Raw genomic sequence first — 1694 nt, forward strand, 5'->3', positions numbered from 1 at the left:
CTCGCGCCCATGAAGGTGTCGAGGTCGCCGTCGAGCACCCCCTGGGTGTCCGAGGTCTCCACCTGGGTGCGTAGGTCCTTGACCATCTGATAGGGCTGCAGGACGTAGGATCGGATCTGGTGGCCCCAGCCGATGTCGGTCTTCTGGTCCTGGAGGGCCTGGGCCTCGGCCTCCCGCCTCTGGAGCTCCAGTTCGTAGAGCCGCGCGCGGAGCATGCGCCAGGCCTCATCCCGGTTCTGGTGCTGTGACCGGCCCATCTGGCAAGCCACGACCACGCCGGTCGGGATGTGGGTAAGGCGCACAGCGGAGTCCGTCTTGTTGATGTGCTGGCCGCCCGCCCCCGAGGCCCGGTAGGTGTCGGTCCTGACGTCTGCGGGATTGATGTCGATGACGATGGTGTCGTCGACCACGGGATAAACCCAGACCGAAGCAAAGCTCGTGTGGCGCTTGGCGGCGGAGTCGAAGGGCGAGATGCGCACCAGCCGGTGCACCCCCGCCTCCGTCTTCAGCCAGCCGTAGGCATTGGTCCCCTTGATTTGGATGGTCGCCGACTTGATCCCCACCTGTTCGCCGGAGGTTTCCTCGAGGAAATCGACGGTCATGCCGTGGGCGTTGGCCCAGCGGGTGTACATGCGAAGCAACATGCCCGCCCAATCGCAGGACTCCGTGCCGCCCGCACCGGAGTTCACTTCCAGGAAGGCCTCGTTGCCGTCGGCCTCGCCGGACAGCAGGGCCTCAAGCTCAGCCCGGGCCGCCCGGTCGCGGATGGATTTGAGCTGGGTGCGCGCCTCTTCGAGGGTAGCTTCATCGTCCTCTTCGTCGGCCATCTCGGCATAGCCCACGGCGTCGACCAGGTCCCGCTCGAGACCGGTCACGGCTTCGATCGAGGCCGCCAGACGGGACCGCTCGCGACTGAGCGCCTGGGCCTCGCCGGGACGGTCCCAGAGGGTCGGGTCCTCGACCCGGGCGTTCATCTCATGAAGTTTACGAAGCGCGACATCCCAGTCAAAGACGCCTCCTGAGCAGAGCAATCGTCTGCTCGATGTCAGCCTTCGCAGCCTCGACATCCACTCGCATGGAACTTCTCCTACGAACCCGGGCGGGGGGATTAGCGCGGACGTCCCCTTAATACAATCCGTTCATCTCGTCTGGCCGGCGCACCGGGGCTGGCTTCGTTTCGCCAGAGCGGCGGTTCAGCTCGTCGTAGGTGAGAGGCCTCACCGGTAACCCATCGGGCTTGACCACCGACGGTGTCACCACGATCTTCGGTTCTGTACCGGGGCGGAAGGCCTCGCGGATGCCGTTAATGTTTACAAACTTGGCGTTGCGCGGGGCCTTGAAGTCCGTCTTTGGAAGGTCCTTGGCCGCCCCCTTCAGGAAGTCCATGAAGATCGGCACCGCTGCCTTGCCGCCGGACTCTCCCTCGCCCAGGCTGCGGTTGTCATCGAACCCGACAAAGACGCCCACGACCATCTGCGGCGTGTAGCCGATGAACCAGGCCGACCGGTAGTTATTGGTGGTCCCGGTCTTTCCGGCAATCGGGCGCCCGAGCGAGGAAACCACCGACGCAGTCCCGCGCTGGACGACTCCTTGCAGCATGGAGGTGATCTGGTAGGCGGTGATGGGGTCCAGCACCTGCTCGCCCCCGGGGGCGATGCGCGGGCTCTCAGCCCCTGTAAAGACGGCGTCGCAGC

2 protein-coding genes are annotated in these 1694 nt (G+C 65.4%); both read right to left on the reverse strand.

Annotation, left to right across the window (positions count from 1 at the left end):
• Positions 1-1077, reverse strand: a protein-coding gene (prfB, locus tag WCJ52_RS13065; protein WP_336903738.1) for a peptide chain release factor 2 whose coding sequence is annotated in 2 segments (ribosomal slippage) — positions 1-1007 and positions 1009-1077 — 1076 coding nt annotated over the 2 segments. Because the reading frame shifts where the segments join, the coding sequence is not laid out codon by codon here. This gene is flagged as partial in the annotation.
• 48 nt (positions 1078-1125) lie between these two features.
• On the reverse strand, positions 1126-1694 hold a 569-nt coding region (locus WCJ52_RS13070), incomplete at its 5' end, for a penicillin-binding transpeptidase domain-containing protein (RefSeq protein ID WP_336903739.1).

Source organism: Phenylobacterium sp. (assembly GCF_037138395.1).
In the GTDB taxonomy this organism is placed as follows: Bacteria; Pseudomonadota; Alphaproteobacteria; order Caulobacterales; family Caulobacteraceae; genus Phenylobacterium.